The organism is Tsukamurella hominis, assembly GCF_965137015.1.
GTDB lineage: Bacteria > Actinomycetota > Actinomycetes > Mycobacteriales > Mycobacteriaceae > Tsukamurella > Tsukamurella hominis.
This window is the reverse complement of sequence record NZ_CBCRZG010000009.1, coordinates 61,924-83,478: the sequence shown is the minus strand read 5'-3', so window position 1 is coordinate 83,478 and position 21,555 is coordinate 61,924. Positions and strand designations below refer to the sequence as shown.

Genomic DNA, 21,555 nt, shown 5'->3' with positions numbered 1-21,555 from the left:
GGATTCTGTCCGCTATGGACACGCTGTCCGATCCGGACAGAATTCGAGAGTCGTGCGGCCGGAGCCCTATGGCCCCCGTCGGCCGTTCGTCGTCGAGAACTACAGCGCGAGGTCGCGCCCGATGATCTCCTTCATGATCTCGGACGAGCCGGCCCAGATGCGGGTGACGCGGGCGTCCATCCACGCGCGGGCGGCGCGGTACTCGCGCATGTAGCCGTAGCCGCCGTGCAGCTGCACGCAGGAGTCCAGCACCTTGTTCTGGATCTCGGCGGAGATGTACTTGACCTTCGCGGCGTCGACGGCGGTCAGCGTGCCCTCGGCGTGCGCGAGCACGGCCTGGTCCACGTACGCCTGCGCCATCTCGATCTGGGTCACCAGGTCGGCCACCAGGAACTTGTTGTGCTGGAACGAGCCGATCGACGCGCCGAAGGCCTTGCGCTCGCGGGCGTACTCGATCGTCTCGGCCAGGATCTGCTTGGCGTGCGCCACGTTGCCCACCGCGGAGCCGATGCGCTCCTGGGGCAGCTTCTCCATCATGTGGTAGAAACCGCGGTCCACCTCGCCGATGAGGGCGCTGGCGGGGACCCGCAGGTCCGAGTAGAAGAGCTCCGCGGTGTCGGCCTCGGGCTGACCCACCTTGTCGAGCTTGCGGCCCCGCTCGAAGCCCGGCAGCGAGCAGTCCACGGCGAACAGCGAGATGCCGCGGGCCTTGGCCTCCGGGTTGGTCTTCGCGGCGATCACCGCGACGTCGCAGGTGTAGCCGTTGGTGATGAAGGTCTTGGAGCCGTTGAGGATCCAGTCGTCGCCGCTGCGCACCGCCGTGGACTTGATCCCGGCCAGATCGGAACCCGCGGAGGGCTCGGTCATGCCGATCGCGGCCACTGCCTCGCCGGCCGCGATGGCGGGCAGCCACTGCTGCTTCGCCTCGTCGGTGCCCAGACGCACGATGTACGGCGTGGTGATGTCGAAGTCGATGCCCACCGAGCTCGCGAAGGCCATCGAGACCTTGGCCAGCTCCTCCTGCGCGATGGCGTTGAAGCGGTAGTCCTCCGCCTCGCCGCCGCCGTACGACTCCGGGATCTCCAGTCCGAGGACGCCCTGCTCGCCGAGGCCGCGCCACACGTCGCGGGCGATCAGCTTGTCGTCGATGTACTGCTCGGCGTGCGGCAGCACCTGCTTCTGCAGGTAGTCGCGGACCGCCGAGCCGAACTGCAGGTGGTCCTCGGAGTAGATGGTGCGTTCCACGTGGGTGGGTTCCTCTCTAGAGCTTCAGGTCGCGGCGCAACTTGGCGACATGGCCGGTCGCGCGCACGTTGTACTGCGCCACCTCGATGGTGCCGTCCGCGCCGATGACGAACGTCGACCTGATGACGCCCGTCACGGTCTTGCCGTACATCATCTTCTCACCGAAGGCCCCGTATTCGGTAAGCACCTGCTTATCCGGATCGGAGAGGAGCGGAAATGTGATCGAGTCGCGCTCCTGGAACTTCTTGAGCTTCTCCGGCTTGTCGGGGGAGATGCCCAGCACGGTGAGCCCGGCGTCGGCGAAATCGGAGAGGTTGTCGCGGAAATCGCAGGCCTGCTTGGTGCAGCCCGGTGTCATCGCAGCGGGGTAGAAGTAGAGGACAACCCGCTGGCCACGGTAGTCGGAGAGCGAAACAGGCTTGCCGTCCTGGTCCGGCAAAGTGAAAGAAGGTGCATTAACTCCCGGCTCCAGCCGCGCAGATGTAGTCATGCGGTTACCGTATCGGTCATGGCCACACAGGACGACAACTCCGGAGCCACCGGCGCGGCCGGCGGCCGGGGGCGCACGCGGATCCGCAACCTGGCGAGCGCGGCGCTCAACGCGGACATGACGATCGACCAGGCCACGGCGATGCTCGAGGGCATGGCGGTGACCATGGACAACATGAGCACCACCATGTCGACGTTCGACGAGACGGTGGCGCGGGTGAACCGCAACCTCGACGAGTTCGAGAAGCTCACGGCGCGGTTCTCCGCCACCCTCGAGCGGACGGACGCGGCTCTGGAGAAGGTCAACGCACTGCTCTCCGTGCCGGGCGCGGCGGTCACCGTCGCCGAGCGCGTGCTCGCGGTGCCGTCCGAGGTCACCAAGAGGTTCCGCGGCAGGTCCTGATCGCGCACTCCGACCGCGCCCGCCGGGCGTGTGCCGCGATCGTCGGATCAGCCCCGGCGGTATCCGTTCGACAGCCCCACCAGCAGCTCCGCCACCAGTGGGTTCGGGGTGGCGTCGGTGCGCAGCACCGCGGACACGGGCAGCGTGAAGCCCGGCGCCGGCCGGCTCGCGATGCCGGGCTGGCGCGGGTCCTCGTACAACAGCGTCCAGCCCTCGGGGTGGTTGATCAGCTCGAAGGCTACGGGGTGGTCGTCGCGGATCTCGGGGCCGAACCGCACCTCCAGCCCGTCGGCGGTGAAGACCTTGTCGACGAGCCGGTGCAGCAGCACCTGCTGGTGCGGGGGCGGTAGGAGCAGGGGGTACTGCGCCAGCTCCGTGGTCGACGGTGCCCGGCCGAGCGCGGCCAGGGGGTGTCGCGTGGAGAAGGCGATGAGTGGGTTGTCCACCCACAGCGGCTCCAGGTAGAGGCCGGGCTCGTCCAGGCGGCCGCGGATGAGCGCGAGATCCGCCTCGCCCGACTTCACCGCGGCGATGCGCTGCGCGAAGGGCTTGATGAGGAAGTCGATCTCCGCGCCCGGGTGCCGCTCGCGCACGTCGGAGGCGGCGGCCAGCGCGGACCGGGCGAACGACATGTTCGCCGCGAGCCGGATCCGGTCCGGCCGCGGCCGCACCGCGTCGATCGCCTCGTCCCGCTGGCGGAGCAGCTCCCGGGCGCGGGGGAGCAGGGACTCGCCGGCGTCGGTGAGGCGCACCCGTCGCCCGGCCCGCTCGAAGAGCTCGGCGCCCAGCTCCTTCTCCAGCGTCGCGATCTGGTGGCTCACCGCGGACTGGGAGACGAAGCACTGCTTCGCCGCGCGGGAGAAGCCGCCGTGGTCGGCCACCGCGACGAGGTACTCGAGCTGCCGGAATTCCATACCGCCCATTGTATGAACAGAAGCGATGGATTGCATCATCAGGACGGCGATCTACCAGGTTGAACAGCACTCATTCATGCATCAATCTGGTAGTAGACAACGACGTCTTGAAGGAGGAGAAGATCATGCGCAGCACCCACGTCGTGGTGATCGGCTCGGGATTCGGCGGCCTCGCCGCCGCGAAGCAGCTGGCCAAGTCGAACATCGAGACCACCCTCATCTCGGCGAACGGCACCCACCTCTTCCAGCCCCTGCTCTACCAGGTGGCCACCGGCGTCACCGCCGGCGAGCGCATCGCGCCGCCCATCGCCGAGGTGCTGCGCCGGCGCCGCACCGTCGACGTCGTGACCGGCTACGTCACCGAGGTCGACGCGGAGCGCAAGGTGGTCACGTACGCCACCGCCGACGGCATCGAGCAGATCGGCTACACCTACCTCATCGTCGCCGCGGGCGCCGCCCAGGCGTACTTCGGCCACGACGAGTGGGCCGACCGCACTTTCGCCCTCAAGACCCTCGAGGACGCCGAGAACCTCCGGACACGGCTGCGCGCCGCGTTCGACGCGCCGGCTGAGAGCCCCGCGCGCACCGTCGTCGTGGTCGGCGCCGGCGCCACGGGCGTCGAGGTCGCGGGCCAGGTCGCCGAGCTCGCGCGCCGCTTCCACGACGACGCCGAGATCCGCATCCACCTGGTCGAGGGCGCCGACGACGTGCTGCCCTTCTACGGCGGCACCCTCTCGGGCTACACGCTCGCCGCGCTGGAGAAGGCGGGCGTCACGGTGCACACCGGCACGTTCGTCACCGCGATCGAGGACGACGTCGTCACCGTCAAGGACAAGGCGGGCGCCGAGCGCGAGATCGCCGCGGGCACCGTCGTCTGGTCGGCGGGCGTCAAGGCCACCCCGCTCGCGGGAGTGATCGCCGAGGCCACCGGCTGCGAGACCGACCGCAACGGCCGCCTCCTCATCAACCGCGACCTCACGGTCGGCGGCCGGGCCGACGTCTTCGCCCTCGGCGACATGACCAACCTGAACGGCCTGCCCGGGCAGAGCCCCGTCGCCATGCAGCAGGGTCGCCACGCCGCGGACATCATCCGTGGGAAGACGGGCCCCGGCACGCACTTCCGCTACCTCGACAAGGGCAGCATGGCGATGATCGACACCCCGCACGCCGTCATCCAGCCGCCGCTCGGGCTGCCCGGCCTCACCGGCATCGTCGCCTGGGCCGGCTGGCTGGCCGTGCACCTGTACTACCTGGCCGGCATGGGCAACCGCGTCGCGGTGCTCCGGGACTGGCTGCGCGCCTTCGTCGGCACCGCCCGGCCCGGCTTCGCCGCCACCGCCGCGCTGCCCGACGGTGCGCCGACGGTCACCGTCGGAGCCCCGGAGGCGGGGCAGGAGCTACCCGGAGGACTTGGCGTTGCCGGCACGCCAGACGGCCCACGGCAGGTTCCAGTCGCCTAGTCCGTCGGTGCCCTCCAGCACGGGCCCCGAAGTGTCGGTGACCTTGACGATGTCGCCGCGCTTGGTGTTCTGCAGGAACCACAGGGCGTTCTCGGTGCTCACGTTGAGGCAGCCGTGGCTCACGTTGGTGGAGCCCTGCTGGTTCACCGACCACGGGGCGCTGTGCAGGTAGATGCCGCTGTAGGACATCTGCACGGCGTAATCGACCAGCGTGCGGTAACCGTTGGGGGAGTTCACCGGAACGCCGTAGGTCGACGAGTCCATGATCATGTTCTCGCGGTGATCGCCGATGAGGTAGACGCCGTTCGGGGTCTCGTTGCCGGGGCCGCCCATCGAGGTGGGCATCGTCTTGATGAGCTTGCCGTTCTTCGTGACGCGGACGATCTTGTCCTTGTCGGAGACGGTGGTGATCACCTCGTCGCCCACGGTGAACCGGGTGGAGGCGTCCTTCTGGCCGAAGGTGCCGCCGCCGAGGTCCACGCCGTAGATCTTCACGTCCACGCTGACCTTGGTGCCCGGCTTGAAGTAGCTCTCCGGGCGCCAGCGCACCTCGGACGGGCTGATCCAGTAGAAGGCGCCCTCGACCGGCGGATCGGTGACGATCTTGATCGCGCGCTGCGCGGCCATTCGGTCGGCGATGCGCTCGTCGAACTTCACGCCGACGGTCTGGCCGACGCCTACCGTCGAGTTGTCGGCGGTGGTGAAGTACGCCTGCGCCAGGTTGTTCGGCGACTGCGTGCTGAAGGTCTCGTTCGCGACGTTGACGCCGCCGATGCCGTTGGCCTCGGCGCGCAGCTTGTAGGTCTTGTTGTAGCCGAGCGGCTCGGAGTTGCTCCACGAGCGGCCGTCGTCCGCGAGCTTGCCCGAGACCTCCTTGCCGTCCGCGTTCGTCATCACGACCCTGGTCAGCGTGCCGCCGCTCGCGCTCACCTTGACCGGCACGCCGGGCTGCACGTCGAGCGCGCCGTTGCGCACGCTCGAGGTGATCTGCGGGCGCAGCAGGTCGAAGAAGGGCGTCGAGTCGGTGATCTTCTGGCTCTCGTCCGGCAGTGCCGCGTCGCCCGTCGACGACGTGCACCCGGCGACCAGGGCGGCGGAGACGACCAGTGCCGTCACCGCCGTCGGGATACGTCGATACACGGCGGGACGGTTGCGCATGGCTCAGCTCCAGAAAGGCTCAGTCGGATTCGGTCCACGGGACCGATTGATCCCGATTCTACCGGGCCCGCGGAGGGCGCTGCCGGTACGGTGCGGGGTGTGAGCGACGACGGTGACCGGCCCGAATCCGGAGCGCAGGACGACGGTGACCGCCCCACGGGGCCGTGGGGCGACAAGGGCTACAACAAGCTGGCGCTGGGGCTCGCGATCGGCGTCGTTCTCGGCGCGAGCATCGGGACGGCGCTGGGGAATCCCGCGCTGGGCATCGGGATCGGCCTCGCCCTGGGCATCGCGTTCGCCATGGCCTTCGGCTACGGGGCCGGTAAGGATGACGAGGCCGACTGACGCGCCGGCCCCGTCGTCCCGACTTGGGTGAGAGCCTGGGGAGAACGCTGCGGGCGGCAGGTGAGGTGGTTGCTCCCCAGGCTCGTTTGCCAGACTAACTTAGCGTAGGTAAATTTAGAAGATTCAATTCTGCGACCGTGATCACGGTCCGCTCCGGTTCGTCGCGGGTGTGCGACACGGGTAGTATTTACTAATATGAAGATTTTGGGGCTACTGGCGAACCGGCGCGGCCGGTGCTGATCGACACTCCGTGGACGAAGCTCTCCGGAATCACCAACTCCGACATCAGCGCGTGGAAGCTGGTGGTGTTCGCGGTCGCTTTGCTGCTGCTCATCGTGCCGATCATGGTGTGGAAGGAGCGGTGGGTCACCGCCTGGCGGTGGTGGAAGTCGGTGCTCTTCTTCGCGGGGTTCTTCTGCATCGGGATTCCGGTGGTCGCCGGTGGCGCGGGCGCGATCCTCGGTGACAACCACGCGAAGGTGGACGCCGACGATGTTGTTGCGCAGGTGCTCTCTGCGAATCCGTCGCCGGTCACGAGGGCGACGCGGGTCCTGGTCGAGCCCTCCGAGAATGTGGCCGGGTCGGTTCTCGACGTTCCCTACAAGGGGGAGCGGCTCGACTACCGGGTCGACGTCACCGGTGTGGCGCGACTCGGCGGCGCCGTCCGGTGTCGCTCGACGTTGTCCTTGCGTCGCGAGGACACGCCGAGGGGGAGGTCCGCACCGGTCTCCGCTCGGATGACGGGGGACTGCCGGCCGGCTGCGTAGACCGCCGGGCGGACACGAGAAAGCCCCCTCCGAAATGGAGGGGCTTTCTCGATTGTGCGCCATCAGGGACTCGAACCCCGAAGTCGCTGATAGGCATCCTTCGGGCGGGTCGGAATCAGCGTTCGAGTAGGCGGCGAATTTCATCAGCGACGTGTTCGGGAGCCGACGCCAAAACCCGTAGCCGCCCGTCAGCTCCTCGTGCCACGATCACCCGATGTCTGAGCTCTGCGACTGCGACCGCCGCGATCACATCGACGCGCCCGACGGTGCGTGCCTGAACCTCTCGACCGCCGCCGAGGAGCCCGAGGACGCGTCGCTGGCGGCGTGGACCCAGTGCGGCTGCTGCATGGCGGACTGCCCGGACGTGCACCCGACCCCGACGCCGGGCTTCTTCGAACCGGTGCCCGGCAGCGCGACCATCGCCGCCGAGCACGTCGCGACGCTGCCGGCCGAGGACCAGGCGGCGCTACGGGCGCGGGAAGCCGCGGGAGAGATCCGGATCCAGCCACGGGCGGAGTTCGCGATCGATCCCAGCCGAGTGCGCATCCTGCGCACCGCGCGCAAGCACATGCGGGACGAGGACGAGACGTGAAGCTCTTCGTCGACGACCTCCGCGACCCGCCCGACGCCACCTGGACCGTGGCGCGCACCAGTGCCGAGGCCCTCGCGATCCTGCAGACCGGCGCCCAGGTCGACGAGCTGAGCCTCGACCACGACCTCGGCGGCGAGGACACGAGCCGGCCGATCGTGCTGCACCTCGCCGAGCACGGCGGGTGGCCCGCGACGGTGCGCGTGCACAGCGCGAACCCGGTCGGGGTGGAGTGGCTCGTCGGGATGATCGAGCGGTACGGGCCCGGCGTCACGCGGTGAGGCGCCGACGGGCCGCCTAACGCACGGCCTATGGTTCCGGGATCAGCTCGCCTTGAAGTCGTGACCTGGACTAACCCCGCGCTGGCGCCGCATACTTGCCGCATGGCCATCAGTCGCACCATCGTTGGCGCCACCACGGTAACCGCGCTTCTCATCGTCTTCCTGATGACGGGTGTCCCTGCCTGGGCGTATGCGCTCCCGGCGCTCGTTCTAGCGGTCGAGCTCGCGATGGCTGTTCGGGCGAGCCGAATCGATCGAGCCGTAGCGTTGGGCTGACACCAGGTGCGATCGCGCGCACTGGTCGGCGTGAGGGCCGAAACGTGTCATACTCTGGCGATAGTGTCCCAGCCATGACCGTCGCCAGAACCATCTACATCGACGAGGCCGAGGTCGCCGGTGACCTCGGCGCTCACATTGATCGCGTCGCTGAGACCTATGACCGGATCCTCGTCCTCCGCGAGGGGAAGCCGATCGCTGCGCTCGTCTGCACCGGTGACCTGTTGCACCTCGAGCTCGCGGGGGACCTCGGTCATGGGGAGAAGAGGCGTGGTCCGGAATCCTACTGTGGCACCGGTTATTTCTGGCCAACGTCCGAAGAGCCTCAGCAGGCTGAGGAGTAGTCACTCCGTGATGATATTGACAATGTCGGCTGGCGGTCTTCGAGAGCCGCTGTAGCCCTCACCGCCGCGACAGTCGCGGACTCGGGTGGGGCTGCCCGACTTGCGAGGATCGTCATGTCTCGAACCGATTCCCACGCCCCGTTCCACGTCCGGATGGTGCGCGGTGAGGTCTGCGCGTACCCCGTCCACGACTGCGCCGGCCGCTCGTGCGACCTGCCCGATCTGATGTCCGGCTGGGCTGATCGCCGCGGCGAGGTCTGCCGCTGGGAACCGTTCCAGGAGGACCAGAACTGGTGCAGCTGCTCGATGTGCCACTGGCACCGTCGCCCTGAGGTGCGCCGCGCCGCGGACCGTGCGCGGCTCCGTGGTCTCGTTCGGGCCTGGAACGGTGGTGATGACGAGGCAGGGGAGGAGGTGTAGATAGGTGGTGACGGTCGAAGGGACACGCGGGCACGCGTCAGCGCGGGCACGTTCGGGCGAAGTCGACCCACGCGCTGCTACGCCTCGCCCTCGAGCCGAGACCTCGGTGGTGTTGATCGGTTGCGTTCCCAGTCGAGGTCGTCTGCGATGCGGACGTATCGCGGGGTCGGGTGTCCGAAGTGCTGCTCCGCGGGATGATCTTCGGTGGCCCACGCCGGCTGCCATCCGGGCCATTCGGGGCGGACGTTGGCGATGGTGTTCTTGAGTTCGTCGACGTCGTTGATCTGCTGGGCCAAGGAGATGATCATCTCCTCGTCTACCTCCGACATAAGCTGCACCCACCGCTGGGTCAAGTGCTGCGTCCAGTGCCACGGATTCGGGCCGGCCGACGCAAGGACATCCGACCACGCTCCCCCAGTGGAGGTAGCGCCACCGGAGCGTGAAGTTGTCGGGATCGGCCTCGTCGTATCTATGCATCGCGGGTTCCGCCTTGTTGCCGTCGCCGTGCGAGATGGCTCTGTCCGCGCACCTTCAGGCGGGCCTCCTGTTCAGCATCCCAGGCGTCCCAGTCGAGCATGTTCTTGCCGTGGATGCGTGGGAAGAAGTTCTGCTCCGGCAATTCGGGCAACTCGTCGTCCTCAGTGAGGTCTTCGAGGGTCAGGTCCGAGGCCTGCGCCAGCATCGCTGCGGAGGCGATGGGGCCGCCGTCGACCTTGAACTTCTGGCCGGTCGGGACCGGGGTGAGCGTCATTTCTCGCATGCAGATCCAGCCTGTCCAACCTGCCTCGTTCGTGCTGAGAACCCAGATGTCCTCGTACAGCTCGACGGCGAGGGCGGACCAGTGGTCGCCCAGGCGGACCTCGTGGGTTGCTTCAAACTCAGGCATCGGCGTGGCCTCGTCGCAAGATCCGTGACGCGACGCCGCGGCGTCGCGGTAGTGCGGCCAGTTGCTCAGCTGCGAGCGGTTCGACCATCGTCCACGGCACCCGCCTCCTGAACGCGCCGCATTGGCTCGACGGGTTGGCGCCGGCCGCGATCACGTCGACGATCGCGTCTCGCAACAGTGCCTGGTCGATACCCAGCGCCTCGGCGAGCCACAGGAGGCCGGCGACGCATCGGAAATGCTGGTAGAAGTCGCGCGCATCGCCGTCGAGCCGGGTCCGCCTGTAGGCGCCGGGCGTGTTGTACTCGTTCAACCAGCCGTCGAGATGCTGCTGTTGGTGCTCATACCAGGTGTTGCTAGGGGTTGGCCAACGTTCGTACTCGTCGGTGATCGGTTGCCGCGCGGGAAGGCTGAGGACGACAGCGCGGAGTTCGGCGGGGGTCATGGTCTTGCCCAACTACTCGAGGGGCCGGCCAGCAACGGCCGGATATTGGGTGGAGCATATCGGCCAGGTCTGACCGATTGAGGGCGATCTTGGCTGCTCTCATTCCCTAGCCGAAACATCATCTGACCTGGTAGCCCTCCGTGTCGGAGCTGACCGGTCGCCTGTCACAATTCCGGCATGTCCGTCACCGAGATCGCCGGGTATCGCATCGTCCGTCAGCTAGGAGCCGGCGGGATGGGGCAGGTGTTCCTTGTCGAGCACCCGCGGCTGCCCCGTCAGGACGCGCTGAAGCTGCTCGACGCCGGCGTCTCGCGTAACGACGACTTCAAGGTCCGGTTCCAGCGCGAGGCCGACCTGCTGGCCCAGCTCTCGCACCCGAACATCGTGACCCTGCATGACCGTGGCCAGTTCGAGGACCGGCTGTGGATCACGATGGAGTACGTCGCCGGTACCGACGCTGCTGAGCTCGTGAAGGCGGTCGGCGCCGTCGAGCCGACGCTGGCATTGGAGCTCGTCGCGGGCGCAGGAGCGGCACTCGACTACGCATGGCGCAAGAGCCGGATCACGCATCGGGACGTCAAGCCCGCCAACATCCTGCTCGGTGTCGACGACGGTGAGCTGGAGGCGGTCAAGCTCGCGGACTTCGGCATCGCTAAGGCTGCCGGTGAGGCTACTTCGCTCACGAGCACCGGTATCACCGTCGGGACCATGCAGTACATCTCGCCTGAGGCGATCGAGGGCGAGGACCTCGACAATCGCGCGGACATCTACTCGCTGGGCTGCACCGCGTTTCACCTGCTGACCGGGCAGCCGCCATATTCCGGCAAGTCGATCACGGCGCTGATGAGCGCGCATCTGACGCAGACCCCGCCGTCGGTGACCGAGGTGGCGCCGCAACTGCCGGTCGCATTGGACGCGGTGTTCGCGAAGGTGCTGGCGAAGCGCCCGGACGAGCGGTACCAGTCCTGCGCCGCGTTCGGTGACGGACTGCGTGCTGCGCTCGAAGATCAGCTCGGCGACGCGCGCGGCATCGTTGTGCCGGCGGTGCCGAAGCGAGAGATCGCGCCGGATGCGGTGACGGAACTCCGGGCTGGCGCGGTGGAAGCGGAGGAGACCCAGCTGCGCCCGGCTGCCGAGTCGGTGAAGAAGTCACGCACGGTGCCGATCCTGGCGGCCGTCGTCGCTGTGCTGGCAGTCGTAGCAACCGGCCTCGGCGTGTACGTGAACCGCTCCGGTGGGGGAGCGGAACCTGCCGCCGTGACAAGTTCGACCGCGACGGTGCAACCCGTACCGACAGTGACCGTGAGCGTCACGCCATCGACGACAGCAACCACCATGCCTGTGACGACGCCGGAACCAATCACGACGACGCCGCGAGTGGTGCCTACGACCACTCCTCCCGTAGCCGTCCAATCGGAAGTCCCGGGGGCGACGTGCAGCCCGGGGACTCAGCAAGACTCCGCGGATGGAACGATGTACTGCAGCGGCCTCGACGGCGTGTGGATCAGCAAAACGGCTAGTCAGCGGTCTCCCGTGCGAATCGGTTCGGCCTGCTCGAGCCCAGGTGCCCAAGCGCCTGCGGCCGGGACGAACGGTGAAGGTACCGCGACATGCAAGATCGGCCCCACCGGCGCCTACACCTGGAGATAGTGACGTTGGACGCATGACCGTTCACACGCCTCACCCATCACCCGGCACCGCGCTTTCGTACCGGGCCACGTAGCGCCGGGCGGCGCGACGGATCCAGGCGGCACTGTCGTCCAACAGCGGCCGGACCCGATCGACGTGGTCGGGCACCCTTGCGCCCGTCAGTGCCTGGATGGCGTGCCCCGCGACGTCGGCATCGTCGAGGAGTTCGGCGATTGCGGGCGCGAACGGTGCGCAGGTGACGTAGCCGAACAGCATCACCCACGACTGCCGGCCGCGGCCGGCCGCGCGGTTCGCGGTCAACTGGGCGATCCGGCCGTAGAGCTCCAGGTCTCCGCGGAGCGAAGGCGACGTAGCGAGAGCCTGGCGGGCTTCCTCGCCGAGTGCCCAGATCGAGTGCTCGTGGGTGCGCCAGTCGGGGACGTTCGGAAAGTGGTTCATCGGGAGATCGGCGGGCCGGTCCGGCGGAGTCAGTGACTGTGCCTGAGCTACGAGGGCGAGCAGAGTGTCCCGCTGGGCGGCACGATCGCGGCTGGGCAACGTTGTCCCCTCCGTCCGCGACGCGGTTGTCCGTATCGGCATGCAAAGAAAGAAGAAGCCCGCCACCATTGGTGACGGGCTTCTCTTTGTGCGCCATCAGGGACTCGAACCCCGAACCCGCTGATTAAGAGTCAGCTGCTCTGCCAATTGAGCTAATGGCGCATGCTCGCTCGCTGCGTGCTGGAATACATTAGCAAGGAGTGCCACGAAACGTGAAATCGGCTGGTCAGGGTGGGTTTCTGGGCTAACGGCGGGTCACTGGAAGGCGCTCTGCCCGGTGAGCTTCTGGCCCAGGATCAGGGTGTGCATCTCGACGGTGCCCTCGTACGTCAGCACGCTCTCCAGGTTGTTCGCGTGCCGGATCACCGGGTACTCCAGCGAGATGCCGTTCGCGCCCAGGATCGTGCGGGCGGTGCGGCAGATGTCGATCGCCTCGCGCACGTTGTTCAGCTTGCCCAGGGACACCTGCTCGGGTCGCAGTGCCCCGGCGTCCTTGAGGCGGCCCAGGTGCACCGCGAGCAGCACGCCCTTCGTGTACTCCAGGGTCATGTCCGCGAGCTTCTGCTGCGTCAGCTGGAAGCCGCCGATCGGCCTGCCGAACTGCTCGCGCTCCACCGCGTACCGCTGCGCGCACTCCAGCGCGGTGCGCGCGGCACCCATTGCGCCCCAGACGATGCCGTACCGCGCCTCGCTCAGGCACGACAGTGGGCCGCGCAGACCGCGCACCTCGGGGAAGGCGGCGGAGTCGGGGACGCGCACACCGTCGAGCACCAGCTCGGCGGTCACCGACGCGCGCAGCGACATCTTGTGCTCGATGGTGTTCGCGGCGAAGCCCGCAGTGTCCGTGGGGACGGCGAAGCCGCGGACGCCCTCGTCGGTCTGCGCCCAGATCACGGCGACGTCGGCCAGGGAGCCGTTGGTGATCCACATCTTCCGGCCGTCCAGGATCCAGTCGCCGCCGTCGCGGCGCGCCCGGGTGCGCATGTTCGCGGGATCGGAGCCGTGGTCCGGCTCGGTCAGCCCGAAGCAGCCGATGAGCTCGCCGGCGGCCATGCCGGGTAGCCAGCGCTGCTTCTCCTCCTCGCTCGCCCACTTCCAGATCGCATACATCGCCAGCGATCCCTGCACGGAGACCATGGAACGCAGGCCCGAATCGCAGGCCTCCAGCTCGAGGCAGGCCACGCCGTACTCGGTGGCGGTCGTTCCGGCGCAGCCGTATCCGTCGAGGTGCATGCCGAGCAGGCCGAGTGCGCCGAGCTTCCGCATGAGGCCGCGTGGGTCGTCGAGTTCGCCGCGCTCGAACCAGTCGGCGACGTGCGGCTCCACCTCGCGGGCGATCAGCGCGCGGACGGAATCGGCGATCGCGCGCTCCTGGTCGGTGAACAGGCCGGTCAGGCCCGCCAGTTCATCGGGATGTGTGGTCATGGTGCCTCCTCGGCGCCACCCTAGCCGGGCGTGGTGGCAGCGGAGCGGAATGTCGTGCTTAGCTGGGCGCATGACCCTTCCCGGAACCCCCGCCCCCGCGGGCGCCGCAGAGGTGCTCAGGCAGCCGGCCCACCAGGTCTCGCCGCGCGCGAAGACGTGGTGGACGGTCCGCGCCGCGATCCGCTGGGTGATCGTGATCCCGCTGGTCACGGTGGTGCTCGCGGTGATCCCGGACGTGCCCTGGTACGTGGCCGTCGCGACCTTCCTCGTGCTGGCCGCGGCCGCGGCGGCGCACCTCATCGTGATGCCGCGCTTCCGCTACGCCTTCCACCGCTGGGAGATCAATGCGGTGGCGGTGTACTCGCAGGCGGGCTGGCTCACCCGCACCCGCGTCCTGATCCCGATCTCACGCGTGCAGGTCATCGACACCGTCGCCGGTCCGCTCGAGCGGTCCTTCGGGCTGTCGACGGTCACCGTCACCACCGCCTCGTCGGCGGGCACGGTGCGCATCTCGGGCCTGCCCACGGAGACCGCGCAGGCGATCGCCGCCGGGCTCACCGTCAGCGCCGCGGAGGACACCGATGACGCGACCTGACCAGGTGACGGCGCCGGCCGCCGACGACGGTTGGAACCGCCTCTCGCCGTGGGGCATCGGCACCCGCGTCATCAAGGCGGTCCCGTCCCTCATCCCCGCCCTCATCGGCGTCTTCTTCCTCGGCCGCGCCGCCGGCCCGGTGTTCTTCGTGATCGCCGGCGTCGCGATCAGCGTGCTGGTCGGCCTCCTGCCGTGGCTCACCACCCGCTGGCGGGTCACCGACGATCAGTTGGAGTTGCGGCACGGCCTCGTGCGCAAGGTCTCCGCCACCGCCCGTCGCGACCGGATCCGCAGCGTCGACGTGACGGCCGGGCCCATCGAGCGCGCGCTCAAGCTGCGCAAGGTGGTGGTCGGCACCGGGGTCGGCGGCAAGGAGTCCGCGCTCGAGCTCGACCCGATCCCCGCCGACGTCGCCGAACAGCTCGGGCGGGACCTGCTGCGCCGCACCGCGGCACCGTCGACCGGCGAGACGCCAGGTGAGGACGGCGCAGAGGTGGCGCCCCAGCCGAACGCTCCCGAGGAGGAACTCGCCCGCCTGCGGCCGGAGTGGATCCGGTTCGCCCCGTTCTCACTGACCGGGTTCGCCGTCGTCGCCGCCGGCGCGGGCATCGGCTTCCGGATCGTCGACGAGGCTGGCCTGCGCGAGCGCGGCTCCGAGATTGCCGAGTCGTGGTTCGTGAAGATCCTCGACCTCGGTGCGGCCGTGGTGATCCCGGGGGCCGTGGTGCTGGTGATCGTGGTCTCGATCCTGGTCTCGGTGCTCGCCTACGTGCTCGCGTTCTGGGGCTTCCGCCTGGTCCGCCGCTCCGACGGTGCGCTGCACACCAGCCGCGGGCTCATCTCGACGGTGGCGGCCACCATCGAGCGCAAGCGGGTGCGGGGCGTGCAACTGCACGAGCCCGTCCTCATGCGCCTGCCCGGCGGGGCGAAGCTCCGCGCGATCGCCACGGGCACGGATCGCAATCCCACCCTGCTGCCGCCCGCGCCGCGCGCCGAGGCCGTGCAGGTGGCCGACGAGATCCTGGGCCGCCCCGGTGTCATCGAGACGCGCCTGGAGGCGCACGGCCCGGTGGCGCTGCGCCGCCGCTACACCCGCGCGGTGCTGGGCGCGGTCGTGCCGGTCGTCGTCCTGGTGGCGCTCGGCGTCGTCGCGCCCGGCGCGTGGAAGGCGCTGCCCCTCGCCGGTGCGGTCCTCGTGGCGATCCTGTCACTGGCGCTGGCGCGCCTGCGCTACGCCAACCTGGGCACCGTCATCACCGGCGACGCGGTGGTCCTCGGCGCGGGCACCGTCGCGCGCACGCGTACCGCGCTCGAGTTCGACGGGGTGACGGGCTTCGTCACCCGGGAGACCTTCTTTCAGCGCCGCGCCGGTGTTGAGACCCTCACCGTCGCCACCGCGGCCGGGGCGTTCGGTGCCGTCGACGTGACGCCCGTGCGCGCGGCGGAGGTCGCGCGCACCGTCCAGCCCGAGGTCGTGACGGGTTTCCTCGTCAGCGAGGCGTGAGCCGGTACAGCTTGATCGTCCGTCCGCCGGCCCACTCGATGTAGTCGTCGTAGGCGGGCCAGACGGCGACGATACTGGGCCACAGGCGCTTCCGGTCCGACTCGGAGACTCGGCGCGCCCGCACCGGGATGCGCCGGGTGCCCAGGAGCACCTCGGCGTCCGGCGTCGCCTCCAGGTTGTACGACCACGCGGGGTGGTGCTTCTGGCCGAAGTTGGAGGCGATCACCACGAAGTCTTCGCCGTCGCGCACGTAGAGCAGCGGGACCGCGCGGGCGACGCCGCTGCGCCGCCCCACCGTGGTCAGCGTGAGCTGGGGGAGCAGCGCCTCGGGGATGAGGTGCACGGAGCCGCGGCTGATCCGGGTCACCGCCTTGTCGAGCGGGACGGTGGCCCGGACCATGCGGGACACCGCACGGTGCCGCCCGAGCTGCAGGAAGCGCGCCTTGAGGTCGTCCACGACGGTCATGGCGGCAGTGTAATGAACGCGGCCCGCCGCCGGGCCCCGATCAGTTGGTCGCGAGCCGCGCGCCGCCCGCGGCACGGAGCGCCGCGTTCAGCGAGTAGTACTGGGTGAGCTGCTGCGTGACCTTGCCGGAGTCGCGGTCGGTCAGGGTGACCGCGTCGGTGATGATGCCGATCGCGGCGTTGTCCGACGTGCGGATGAGCGGCCCGCCGCTGTCGCCCTGTGTGGTCACGATGTCAGCGACGACCCAGTCATTGAGGACCTTCGTCACCTTGCCGCAGCGGCGCCCGTTCACGGAGCCCAGCTGGCACACCGGGTCCCCGACGCGCGCGGTACCCACGGTGCGCGGCGCCATTCCGGGCGCCGACGCGAGGAGCTTCACCTGCGGGTCGGTCAGCCGGAACGTGGCCCAGTCGGGGCCGAACGGGTCGACGGGGGAGTAGTGCCCGGGGCGGTTCGGGTCCTCCTTGACCTCGGGGGACTTCGACTGCACGACCTCGCCGACGATCCACTTCTTCACGCCGACGGGCTGCTGCGGCGCGCCGCAGTGCCCCGCGGTCACGCCGAGGCGCTCGCCGTCGGGGGCGGTCACCGCGAATCCCATGGTGCACTGCAGCGATTCGAACCGGCCGCCGCCCAGAGAGCGTTGCAGGATGTCGATGCGATCGCCGGGAGCCACCGACTTCGGGGCCGGGGTCTGTGTGGGGGCGGGCACAGGCGCGCTCGGCTTCGCGGGCGTCGACGGTGCGCCCGGCGCCGGCTTCGGGGTCGCGCTCGGCTTGGCGGGCGCGCTCGGCGCTCCAGGCGCGGCGGGCTTCGGCGACGGGGCCGGGGTCGTGGGCGCGCCCGAGGCGAGCGCGGGGGTCAGAAGCGATCCCGACACCAGTAAGGTGACCACCCCGATCGATCCGCGTCGCAGTACCGCACCGATGCGCGTCCCGTCGGTCAAGGTCGAACCCTCCTAGGGTGTTGGGTCGTGGTGATCGAGGGGCGCCTGAGGAAAGCGCCGCAGAAAATCGTGGCCGAGCTTACCATTCCGCTTGACTGACTTCGTGCGAGATCAGTTCACCGTACTGGGATTTCGCTGGTTGTATAGACCATGTACCAACAGTGAGTTTCGGTTCCTGGACCTGAGGAGACCCCCGAGTGTCTGACCAGACCTATCAGACGATTGCAGTAACCCTGTACTTCGCCGCCATGTTGTACATCGGTTGGAGTGCGTACCGGAAGACGCGCGACAACCTCGACGACTACATGCTGGCGGGACGCGGCCTCAAACCGTGGGTCGCCGCGCTGAGCGCGGGCGCGTCGGACATGTCCGGCTGGCTGTTGATGGGTCTGCCCGGCGCGATCTACGCCAAGGGACTCGTGGAGTCGTGGATCGCGATCGGGCTGACCGTCGGCGCGTGGCTCAACTGGAAGTTCGTCGCGCCGCGGCTGCGCTCGTACACCGAGGTCGCGGGCAACTCGATCACCATCCCGAGCTTCCTCGAGCACCGGCTGCGCGACGGCTCGCGGTCGCTCCGCATCGTCTGCGGCCTCATCATCCTGGTCTTCTTCACGTTCTACGTCTCCAGCGGCATGGTCGCCGCCGGCAAGTTCTTCGACAGCACCTTCGGCGTGCAGTACATCCACGGAATGCTCATCGTCGCCGTGGTGACGATGGTCTACACGCTCTTCGGCGGCTTCCTCGGCGCCACCCTCACCGACGTCGCGCAGGGACTACTGATGCTCGCCGCCCTCGTCGCCGTGCCGATTGTCGCCCTCATCGAGGTGGGCGGCCCGGCGGTCACCATCGACACCGTGAACTCCGTCAACCCGACCTTCTTCAGCCTGTTCGCGGGCGGCACCGCCCTCGGCATCATTTCGGCGGCCGCGTGGGGCCTCGGCTACTTCGGCCAGCCCCACATCATCGTGCGGTTCATGGCGCTGCGCTCGCCGCAGGAGGCCTCCACCGCCCGCCGGTTCGGCATCAGTTGGATGGTGGCCACGGCGCTCGGCGCCATCTCGACCGCGTTCATCGGCATCGCCTACTTCGCGCTGCATCCCGAGAAGGCGCCGAAGGACCCCGAGACCGTCTTCCTCGTGCTCGCGCAGATCCTGTTCCACCCGTTCGTCGCGGGCCTGGTCCTCGCCGCCGTCCTCGCCGCGATCATGTCGACGGTGTCCTCGCAGCTCGTCGTGTGCTCGTCGGCGCTGGTCGAGGACCTGTTCAAGATCTTCGCCGAGAAGTCCGGTCGCGACACGGAGATCAGCGACAAGACCTACGTGCGCCTCGGCCGGCTCGGCGTGCTCATCGTCGCGGTGATCGCCGTGCTGCTCGCGATCGATCCGTCCGACAGCATCCTCGAACTCGTCGGGTTCGCGTGGGCCGGCTTCGGCTCCTCGTTCGGTCCGGTCGTGCTGCTCGCGCTGTTCTGGCGCAAGCTCACCGCCCCGGGTGCGTTGGCGGGCCTCATCGTCGGCGCGGCGGTCGCCTTCGTCTGGGGCCAGTGGCCGCCCTTCGAGCTCTACGAGATCGTCCCGGGCTTCCTCGCCAACCTGGTGGTCGCGGTCGGCGTCAGCCTCGCGACTTACAAGCCCGACGCTGCCGTCGACGCCGAGTTCGACGAGGCCGCCCGGCTCGCGGAGAAGCAGCCGGCATAGTCTGCGTCGGAATCTTCTGGGAGGTCAGCGGCGGTCACGAGCCGCTCAACTGCGCTAGGCGGAACGGACGATGAGCCATTCGTGGGAATTTGCCTAGCGTAGAGTGCGCAAAGCGCCCCGCTCGAATATTCGAGCGGGGCGCTTTACGTCGCTGCTAGGCGTGTGCGGCGATGCGCGACGAGATGATTTCACCCAGCGTGTTGACGCGGCGCTGTAGATATCGCTGTTGCGAGAAGAACCAGATCGGTGCCCAGAGCCATGCGACGGTCGGTGAGACGCGTACTGTTGAGCCGAGGTTCGCGTGAGCCTCGTTGACACGCTTTGCGGTTCGGTACAGGCCGATCAATCCCCAGATCGGGACGATTTGGTTCCACCACTTCCCCCAAGCGCTGTGTTGTTGCCCGGTGACCGCTGCGAGTTCGGCGTTGATCTTGTGGTACCAAACGAAGTAGTAGACCCCGATCGTGATGCCGATGAGCCACCAACCGCCCCAAGGGCTGCGTTTTTGGACAGGATTCATTTCCCCCAACTCACTTTCTTGACGGACGCGTCTGTCGCGCCGCGGTTGGGAACAATAACGGACCAGTGGCCAATCGTGTGAATGCTTCTACTTGTGCAAACAGGAAGGCGGGGTGTTTGTGTTGCGCGTACGTTTGTAAAGCTGTGTGTTCATGTGGTCCTGTCGGGTGACCGCGCGCCCGGTCTCTGGTGGGCTCCGCCGGCTCCACGAGGTCGACCCGGGTTGGGTCCGGCTGGGGTGGATACGTCGTGGATCCGTCGAGAAGCGTCATGAAAGCTCACGAAAAAACCCGGCCTCGCAATGAATCCTGTTGCAAGACCGGGCTTCTCATCCGGGGTGGATGACGGGACTCGAACCCGCGACAGCCAGAATCACAATCTGGTGCTCTACCAACTGAACTACACCCACCAGGTGCCTGGGATCGCCAGGCTCGAAGAACTTTACCCGACGGTTCCGGCGGAATCCAATCGGTATGGCCTCCACCCCGTCGAGCGCGGTGACCAGCGGATTCAGGCCGGGCCGAGCTCCTCGACGGCCGCCGCGATCTGCTCGGTCGACGGCCCGGGGGCCGGCACGAAGGCGGTGCTCCGGTAGTACTTCAGCTCCCTGATCGACTCGCGGATGTCCGCGAGCGCACGGTGCGCCAGGCCCTTGTCGGGCTGGCCGAAGTAGATCCGCGGGTACCAGCGGCGGGACAGCTCCTTGATCGAGCTGACGTCCACCATCCGGTAGTGCAGGAAGCCGTCCAGCTCCGGCATCTCCTTGGCGATGAACCGACGGTCGGTGGCGATCGAATTGCCCGCGAGCGGCACGGCGCCCGCCTCGATGTGCTCGCGCAGGTACGCGAGCACGGCCTCCTCGGCCTCGCGCACGGTCACCGTCGACGCCCGGACCTCCTCCGTCAGGCCCGAGCGGGCGTGCATCTCCTGCACGACGGGAGGCATGGCCGCGAGCGCGGCGTCGTCCGCGTGGATCACGAGGTCCACGCCCTCGCCGAGGACGTTCAGGTCGCCGTCGGTCACCAGGGCGGCGATCTCGATGAGTCGGTCGGAGGTCAGGTCGAGGCCGGTCATCTCACAATCGACCCATACGAGTTTGTCGTCCACGCCGATCAGCGTAGCCAACGCCGTCAGGTGCCGGGTTGGAGCGAACAGCGAGGGTAGCCTGGCCTCATGAATCCAGTCGGATCGGTGCCGGAGCTCGAGAAGGCCGTCGGGAAGCCCGTCGCGGCGATGATGCTCAAGACGATCGACCACCTCGACGAGCACTGCCGGACGATCCTCGCGGTGTCCACGGCGGCCGTCCTCGGCTACGTCGACCACGACGGTGTGCAGCGCACGAGGCTCCTCGGCGGCGCGCCAGGCTTCCTGTCGGTGGCCTCGCCCACAGGGCTGGAGATCGCACCCCCGGATGATGCCGCGCCGGGCGGGGCCTCGCTGTTGATCCTCGTCCCCGGCTGGCGCGAGACGCTGCGCGTCAACGGCACCGTCGGCGACGGCCACTTCACGGTTCTCGAGGCCTACCTGCACTGCGGGAAGGCGGTGATTCGCTCTGGGCTCTGGCAGCCGGCGCCGCCCAGCGCAGCCACCGCGGAGGCCGACGCCGCCGTCATCGGACCCGACGCGGCCGCGTTCCTCGCCGCCGCCCCGTTCGCGGTGATCAGCTCCCGCGACGAGGACGGCCGGGCCGACAGCAGCCCCCGCGGCGACCCCGCCGGCGACCTGCGCGTGCTCGGTCCCACCACCGTCGCGATCGCCGACCGCCCGGGCAACAAGCGCACCGACACCCTGCACAACATCGTCAGCAATCCCGAGGTCGCTCTGCTCGCCCTGGTCCCCGGCGACGGCCGGGCGGTGGAGCTGACCGGTACGGCCACCATCAGCACCGATCCCGCGCTGCGCGAGCAACTCGCCGAGCGCGGGAAGGCGCCGAAGGCCGTGGTCGTCATCGAGGTCTCCCGCGCGCGCCTCGCCCGGAGCGAGGGGATCGCCGCCGCGGCGCTGTGGGACCTCGGTCGGCATGCGGACACCGCGGAACTACCGCGCCCGTCCGCCGTCTGGACCGACCACGTCAAACGCAACACGACCGGCGGCGTCGGCGCGCGCGTCCTGCGCGCTGTCGCGAACGAAAGGGTCATGCGGGCCGGAGTCGACCTCGACTACCGCCAGAACCTCTATTGACCCAGGTCTCACGCTA

27 protein-coding genes and 2 tRNA genes are annotated in these 21,555 nt (G+C 68.7%); 14 read left to right on the top strand and 15 right to left on the bottom strand.

Going from position 1 to position 21,555, the window contains the following annotated elements:
• Positions 1 to 99: 99 nt before the first annotated feature.
• Both ACM9LD_RS13495 and bcp read right to left on the bottom strand, forming a co-directional pair.
• Positions 100 to 1,245, bottom strand: a complete 1,146-nt coding sequence (locus ACM9LD_RS13495) for an acyl-CoA dehydrogenase family protein (RefSeq protein WP_415677150.1) — start codon at positions 1,243 to 1,245, stop codon at positions 100 to 102.
• A gap of 16 nt (positions 1,246 to 1,261) precedes the next feature.
• Positions 1,262 to 1,735, bottom strand: coding sequence for a thioredoxin-dependent thiol peroxidase (gene bcp / locus ACM9LD_RS13490; RefSeq protein WP_415677149.1), 474 nt, complete (start codon positions 1,733 to 1,735; stop codon positions 1,262 to 1,264).
• A gap of 18 nt (positions 1,736 to 1,753) precedes the next feature.
• Here bcp and ACM9LD_RS13485 point away from each other — a divergent pair, with 18 nt between their 5' ends.
• Positions 1,754 to 2,137, top strand: coding sequence for a hypothetical protein (locus ACM9LD_RS13485; protein ID WP_415677148.1), 384 nt, complete (start codon positions 1,754 to 1,756; stop codon positions 2,135 to 2,137).
• 47 nt (positions 2,138 to 2,184) lie between these two features.
• Here the strand turns inward: ACM9LD_RS13485 and ACM9LD_RS13480 are convergent, their stop codons facing one another.
• The gene (locus ACM9LD_RS13480) at positions 2,185 to 3,051 is read right to left on the bottom strand and encodes a LysR family transcriptional regulator (RefSeq protein WP_114515705.1); all 867 of its coding nucleotides are present in this window, start codon (positions 3,049 to 3,051) and stop codon (positions 2,185 to 2,187) included.
• 125 nt (positions 3,052 to 3,176) lie between these two features.
• Here ACM9LD_RS13480 and ACM9LD_RS13475 point away from each other — a divergent pair, with 125 nt between their 5' ends.
• The gene (locus ACM9LD_RS13475) at positions 3,177 to 4,511 is read left to right on the top strand and encodes an NAD(P)/FAD-dependent oxidoreductase (protein ID WP_415677147.1); all 1,335 of its coding nucleotides are present in this window, start codon (positions 3,177 to 3,179) and stop codon (positions 4,509 to 4,511) included.
• Here the strand turns inward: ACM9LD_RS13475 and ACM9LD_RS13470 are convergent.
• Entirely contained in the window at positions 4,449 to 5,669 is a 1,221-nt protein-coding gene (locus ACM9LD_RS13470) for a L,D-transpeptidase (RefSeq protein WP_415677146.1), read from the bottom strand. The two genes, ACM9LD_RS13475 and ACM9LD_RS13470, sit on opposite strands and share 63 nt — an antisense overlap.
• 99 nt (positions 5,670 to 5,768) lie before the next feature.
• On the opposite strand from ACM9LD_RS13470, the gene ACM9LD_RS13465 reads away from it, so the two are divergent.
• The 6 genes from ACM9LD_RS13465 (at position 5,769) to ACM9LD_RS13440 (ending at position 8,691) form a co-directional block, all read left to right on the top strand.
• The gene (locus ACM9LD_RS13465) at positions 5,769 to 6,014 is read left to right on the top strand and encodes an aromatic acid exporter family protein (RefSeq protein ID WP_415677145.1); all 246 of its coding nucleotides are present in this window, start codon (positions 5,769 to 5,771) and stop codon (positions 6,012 to 6,014) included.
• Between the two features lie 233 nt (positions 6,015 to 6,247).
• A complete protein-coding gene (locus ACM9LD_RS13460; RefSeq protein ID WP_415677144.1) occupies positions 6,248 to 6,781 on the top strand; it encodes a hypothetical protein in 534 nt (177 codons plus the stop codon).
• Between the two features lie 214 nt (positions 6,782 to 6,995).
• Positions 6,996 to 7,373: a hypothetical protein gene (locus ACM9LD_RS13455; RefSeq protein ID WP_415677143.1), complete on the top strand. Its 378-nt coding sequence runs from the start codon at positions 6,996 to 6,998 to the stop codon at positions 7,371 to 7,373.
• Complete coding sequence (locus ACM9LD_RS13450) at positions 7,370 to 7,651, top strand: cyclic-phosphate processing receiver domain-containing protein (protein WP_415677142.1); 282 nt, start codon at positions 7,370 to 7,372, stop codon at positions 7,649 to 7,651. Before ACM9LD_RS13455 ends, ACM9LD_RS13450 begins: the two co-directional genes overlap by 4 nt.
• Before the next feature lie 350 nt (positions 7,652 to 8,001).
• Positions 8,002 to 8,271, top strand: a complete 270-nt coding sequence (locus tag ACM9LD_RS13445; RefSeq protein ID WP_415677141.1) for a hypothetical protein — start codon at positions 8,002 to 8,004, stop codon at positions 8,269 to 8,271.
• Positions 8,272 to 8,385: 114 nt separating this feature from the next.
• Complete coding sequence (locus tag ACM9LD_RS13440) at positions 8,386 to 8,691, top strand: hypothetical protein (RefSeq protein ID WP_415677140.1); 306 nt, start codon at positions 8,386 to 8,388, stop codon at positions 8,689 to 8,691.
• Between the two features lie 77 nt (positions 8,692 to 8,768).
• Here ACM9LD_RS13440 and ACM9LD_RS13435 read toward each other — a convergent pair whose 3' ends face one another.
• The 3 genes from ACM9LD_RS13435 to ACM9LD_RS13425 all read right to left on the bottom strand — a co-directional run bounded on the left by ACM9LD_RS13435 (position 8,769) and on the right by ACM9LD_RS13425 (position 10,031).
• A complete protein-coding gene (locus tag ACM9LD_RS13435; protein ID WP_415677139.1) occupies positions 8,769 to 9,020 on the bottom strand; it encodes a hypothetical protein in 252 nt (83 codons plus the stop codon).
• Positions 9,021 to 9,160: 140 nt separating this feature from the next.
• A complete protein-coding gene (locus ACM9LD_RS13430) occupies positions 9,161 to 9,577 on the bottom strand; it encodes a hypothetical protein (protein WP_415677138.1) in 417 nt (138 codons plus the stop codon).
• Positions 9,570 to 10,031, bottom strand: a complete 462-nt coding sequence (locus ACM9LD_RS13425) for a hypothetical protein (protein WP_415677137.1) — start codon at positions 10,029 to 10,031, stop codon at positions 9,570 to 9,572. Before ACM9LD_RS13425 ends, ACM9LD_RS13430 begins: the two co-directional genes overlap by 8 nt.
• A gap of 165 nt (positions 10,032 to 10,196) precedes the next feature.
• On the opposite strand from ACM9LD_RS13425, the gene ACM9LD_RS13420 reads away from it, so the two are divergent.
• Positions 10,197 to 11,669 carry a serine/threonine-protein kinase gene (locus ACM9LD_RS13420; protein ID WP_415677136.1) on the top strand — a complete coding sequence of 491 codons (1,473 nt, stop codon included), beginning with the start codon at positions 10,197 to 10,199 and terminating at the stop codon, positions 11,667 to 11,669.
• Between the two features lie 30 nt (positions 11,670 to 11,699).
• On the opposite strand, the gene ACM9LD_RS13415 is transcribed toward ACM9LD_RS13420, so the two are convergent.
• The 3 genes from ACM9LD_RS13415 to ACM9LD_RS13405 form a co-directional block, all read right to left on the bottom strand.
• Entirely contained in the window at positions 11,700 to 12,107 is a 408-nt protein-coding gene (locus ACM9LD_RS13415; protein WP_415677135.1) for a hypothetical protein, read from the bottom strand.
• Positions 12,108 to 12,295: 188 nt separating this feature from the next.
• Positions 12,296 to 12,368 (bottom strand) — tRNA-Lys (locus ACM9LD_RS13410).
• Between the two features lie 93 nt (positions 12,369 to 12,461).
• Positions 12,462 to 13,631 carry an acyl-CoA dehydrogenase family protein gene (locus ACM9LD_RS13405; protein WP_415677134.1) on the bottom strand — a complete coding sequence of 390 codons (1,170 nt, stop codon included), beginning with the start codon at positions 13,629 to 13,631 and terminating at the stop codon, positions 12,462 to 12,464.
• Positions 13,632 to 13,701: 70 nt separating this feature from the next.
• Between ACM9LD_RS13405 and ACM9LD_RS13400 the strand changes: the two genes are divergently transcribed.
• Complete coding sequence (locus ACM9LD_RS13400; protein ID WP_415677133.1) at positions 13,702 to 14,226, top strand: PH domain-containing protein; 525 nt, start codon at positions 13,702 to 13,704, stop codon at positions 14,224 to 14,226.
• Positions 14,213 to 15,730: a PH domain-containing protein gene (locus ACM9LD_RS13395; protein ID WP_415677132.1), complete on the top strand. Its 1,518-nt coding sequence runs from the start codon at positions 14,213 to 14,215 to the stop codon at positions 15,728 to 15,730. Before ACM9LD_RS13400 ends, ACM9LD_RS13395 begins: the two co-directional genes overlap by 14 nt.
• Here ACM9LD_RS13395 and ACM9LD_RS13390 read toward each other — a convergent pair.
• Positions 15,717 to 16,196 (bottom strand): nitroreductase family deazaflavin-dependent oxidoreductase, encoded by a 480-nt coding sequence (locus ACM9LD_RS13390; protein ID WP_415677131.1) that lies wholly within the window; start codon positions 16,194 to 16,196, stop codon positions 15,717 to 15,719. The two genes, ACM9LD_RS13395 and ACM9LD_RS13390, sit on opposite strands and share 14 nt — an antisense overlap.
• Positions 16,197 to 16,236: 40 nt before the next feature.
• Positions 16,237 to 16,785, bottom strand: coding sequence for a chymotrypsin family serine protease (locus ACM9LD_RS13385; RefSeq protein WP_415677130.1), 549 nt, complete (start codon positions 16,783 to 16,785; stop codon positions 16,237 to 16,239).
• A 67-nt stretch (positions 16,786 to 16,852) separates the two neighbouring features.
• On the opposite strand from ACM9LD_RS13385, the gene ACM9LD_RS13380 reads away from it, so the two are divergent.
• Positions 16,853 to 17,158: a hypothetical protein gene (locus ACM9LD_RS13380; RefSeq protein WP_415677129.1), complete on the top strand. Its 306-nt coding sequence runs from the start codon at positions 16,853 to 16,855 to the stop codon at positions 17,156 to 17,158.
• Positions 17,159 to 17,339: 181 nt separating this feature from the next.
• Positions 17,340 to 18,839, top strand: coding sequence for a sodium/proline symporter PutP (putP, locus tag ACM9LD_RS13375; protein WP_415677128.1), 1,500 nt, complete (start codon positions 17,340 to 17,342; stop codon positions 18,837 to 18,839).
• Between the two features lie 154 nt (positions 18,840 to 18,993).
• Here putP and ACM9LD_RS13370 read toward each other — a convergent pair whose 3' ends face one another.
• The 3 genes from ACM9LD_RS13370 to orn all read right to left on the bottom strand — a co-directional run bounded on the left by ACM9LD_RS13370 (position 18,994) and on the right by orn (position 20,465).
• Positions 18,994 to 19,359, bottom strand: a complete 366-nt coding sequence (locus ACM9LD_RS13370) for a hypothetical protein (protein ID WP_415677127.1) — start codon at positions 19,357 to 19,359, stop codon at positions 18,994 to 18,996.
• Between the two features lie 335 nt (positions 19,360 to 19,694).
• Positions 19,695 to 19,767, bottom strand: a tRNA-His gene (locus ACM9LD_RS13365).
• A 101-nt stretch (positions 19,768 to 19,868) separates the two neighbouring features.
• On the bottom strand, positions 19,869 to 20,465 hold the full coding sequence (gene orn / locus ACM9LD_RS13360; protein ID WP_224645405.1) for an oligoribonuclease: 597 nt from the start codon (positions 20,463 to 20,465) through the stop codon (positions 19,869 to 19,871).
• 66 nt (positions 20,466 to 20,531) lie between these two features.
• On the opposite strand from orn, the gene ACM9LD_RS13355 reads away from it, so the two are divergent.
• A complete protein-coding gene (locus tag ACM9LD_RS13355; RefSeq protein ID WP_415677126.1) occupies positions 20,532 to 21,539 on the top strand; it encodes a pyridoxamine 5'-phosphate oxidase family protein in 1,008 nt (335 codons plus the stop codon).
• Positions 21,540 to 21,555: the final 16 nt, after the last annotated feature.

Excerpts from the sequence above, each read along its gene's own strand:
- ACM9LD_RS13445 (WP_415677141.1), top strand. The coding sequence starts at position 8,002 with ATGACCGTCGCCAGAACCATCTACATCGACGAGGCCGAGGTCGCCGGT.
- ACM9LD_RS13455 (WP_415677143.1), top strand. The coding sequence starts at position 6,996 with ATGTCTGAGCTCTGCGACTGCGACCGCCGCGATCACATCGACGCGCCC.
- ACM9LD_RS13440 (WP_415677140.1), top strand. The coding sequence starts at position 8,386 with ATGTCTCGAACCGATTCCCACGCCCCGTTCCACGTCCGGATGGTGCGC.
- ACM9LD_RS13420 (WP_415677136.1), top strand. The coding sequence starts at position 10,197 with ATGTCCGTCACCGAGATCGCCGGGTATCGCATCGTCCGTCAGCTAGGA.
- ACM9LD_RS13400 (WP_415677133.1), top strand. The coding sequence starts at position 13,702 with ATGACCCTTCCCGGAACCCCCGCCCCCGCGGGCGCCGCAGAGGTGCTC.
- ACM9LD_RS13485 (WP_415677148.1), top strand. The coding sequence starts at position 1,754 with ATGGCCACACAGGACGACAACTCCGGAGCCACCGGCGCGGCCGGCGGC.
- ACM9LD_RS13395 (WP_415677132.1), top strand. The coding sequence starts at position 14,213 with ATGACGCGACCTGACCAGGTGACGGCGCCGGCCGCCGACGACGGTTGG.
- ACM9LD_RS13430 (WP_415677138.1), bottom strand. The coding sequence starts at position 9,577 with ATGCCTGAGTTTGAAGCAACCCACGAGGTCCGCCTGGGCGACCACTGG.
- ACM9LD_RS13475 (WP_415677147.1), top strand. The coding sequence starts at position 3,177 with ATGCGCAGCACCCACGTCGTGGTGATCGGCTCGGGATTCGGCGGCCTC.
- ACM9LD_RS13380 (WP_415677129.1), top strand. The coding sequence starts at position 16,853 with ATGCGATCGCCGGGAGCCACCGACTTCGGGGCCGGGGTCTGTGTGGGG.
- bcp (WP_415677149.1), bottom strand. The coding sequence starts at position 1,735 with ATGACTACATCTGCGCGGCTGGAGCCGGGAGTTAATGCACCTTCTTTC.
- ACM9LD_RS13405 (WP_415677134.1), bottom strand. The coding sequence starts at position 13,631 with ATGACCACACATCCCGATGAACTGGCGGGCCTGACCGGCCTGTTCACC.
- ACM9LD_RS13370 (WP_415677127.1), bottom strand. The coding sequence starts at position 19,359 with ATGAATCCTGTCCAAAAACGCAGCCCTTGGGGCGGTTGGTGGCTCATC.
- ACM9LD_RS13355 (WP_415677126.1), top strand. The coding sequence starts at position 20,532 with ATGAATCCAGTCGGATCGGTGCCGGAGCTCGAGAAGGCCGTCGGGAAG.
- ACM9LD_RS13390 (WP_415677131.1), bottom strand. The coding sequence starts at position 16,196 with ATGACCGTCGTGGACGACCTCAAGGCGCGCTTCCTGCAGCTCGGGCGG.
- ACM9LD_RS13480 (WP_114515705.1), bottom strand. The coding sequence starts at position 3,051 with ATGGAATTCCGGCAGCTCGAGTACCTCGTCGCGGTGGCCGACCACGGC.
- ACM9LD_RS13435 (WP_415677139.1), bottom strand. The coding sequence starts at position 9,020 with ATGTCGGAGGTAGACGAGGAGATGATCATCTCCTTGGCCCAGCAGATC.
- ACM9LD_RS13470 (WP_415677146.1), bottom strand. The coding sequence starts at position 5,669 with ATGCGCAACCGTCCCGCCGTGTATCGACGTATCCCGACGGCGGTGACG.
- ACM9LD_RS13415 (WP_415677135.1), bottom strand. The coding sequence starts at position 12,107 with ATGAACCACTTTCCGAACGTCCCCGACTGGCGCACCCACGAGCACTCG.